Genomic DNA, 1,347 nt, shown 5'->3' on the forward strand with positions numbered 1-1,347 from the left:
TTAAATGCCTCCTTGAATGCCTATTGTGATGATTTGATTGATTGGTCAAAAGGACAACGCCCTAGCAGCGTGAATAACAGCGCCCGTGTGATGATGCAGCGTGTGCGTGAATATTTATCCGATACGAGTGGTGTGATTGAAAGCACTTTTACGGTTGATGCTGAACAGCAGACGACGTTGATAAGACTTCAAAGTAAATCGCATTTTTTAGAGTATAAGAATGGGATATCAGTTTGTTTTAAAGCGAAGGGTAAGAATATTGGGGAAACCGCAATTGCCTTGAATGATTTAGCCGGTAAACCTGTTTATAAGGCGACGGAATTAGGCATTCGTGCATTATCTGGAGGTGAACTTCAAAGGGGGTGCATTTATAGCTTGATTTATAGGGATCATGCTTGGCAAGTTTTAAATCCTACACCTCTCTCTTTATCACAAGAACCGGTTATTCCCATTTATCCTACAGGGACGATAGGGATTTTTGGGATGCAAGTTTTGCCAGAGGGCTGGTTACCCTGTGATGGGAAGGCTTATTTGCGCAGTGATTATCCTGCTCTTTATGATGCAATAGGGATCAGATGGGGTGGAGCTGATACTTGGAACAAGTTTAACGTTCCAGATTTGCGTGGTGTTTTTTTACGAGGTGTTGATGATGACCGCGAGATCGACCGCTTTCGTTATCTTGGCACTTTACAAAATGACGCTATGAGAAAGCATGATCACGGGAGGCAATCCTTTACGATTTTGAATGATGAAAATCAGGAAGAGAGTTGGCATGGTGATATGACGATCATCTGGGGATATGTGTTGAATGACCAGCAAAGGTTGAAGCTTGCTGAACGTTTGGGCGTGAGAGCAGAGGATATACGCGTGCACCATAAGCTCGCCTTTCCCCATTCCCACCTTCATATGCGTGATGTTACATTGGCAAGTTCAGGTGCAAGTGAGACGCGTCCGATTAATATGAGTGTTGTGTTTGGAATCAAGACGTGAGGTTCATATGTCGACGATTTATGATTGGTCTTTAACGGCATCTGAGAATGGTGGTGCTGATGCTTTGATTAATTGGTCAGAGGGACAGCACCCTAACACGGTTAATAATAGCGCTCGTTTTATGATGCAACGGGTAAGTGAGTATTTATCGGATACGGGTGGAGCGCTTGAAGGCATTGTTACGGTTGATAATAACCAAAAGACGAGCGTGATAAGGCTTCTAAGCCAATCGGCATTTTTAGAGTATAAGAATGGCATATCGGTTTGTTTTAAAGCGAAGGGCAAGAATGTTGGGGCGACAACAATTGCTTTAAATAATTTAGCCGGTAAGCCCGTTTATAAGGCGACAGAAACCGG

General features: G+C 43.4%; 1 protein-coding gene and 1 pseudogene. Both read left to right on the forward strand.

Annotated features, from left to right (window positions below; translation table 11 throughout):
* The coding region (locus ACFIKG_RS09220; RefSeq protein WP_375652190.1) for a phage tail protein at window positions 1-990 on the forward strand (990 nt) is incomplete at its 5' end.
* Window positions 991-997: 7 nt separating this feature from the next.
* Window positions 998-1,347 (forward strand): annotated as a pseudogene (locus ACFIKG_RS09225) (phage tail protein); the annotation flags it as partial.

The sequence above is a fragment of the Bartonella sp. LB28NMGDW genome, from assembly GCF_042194435.1.
In the GTDB taxonomy this organism is placed as follows: Bacteria; Pseudomonadota; Alphaproteobacteria; order Rhizobiales; family Rhizobiaceae; genus Bartonella; species Bartonella grahamii.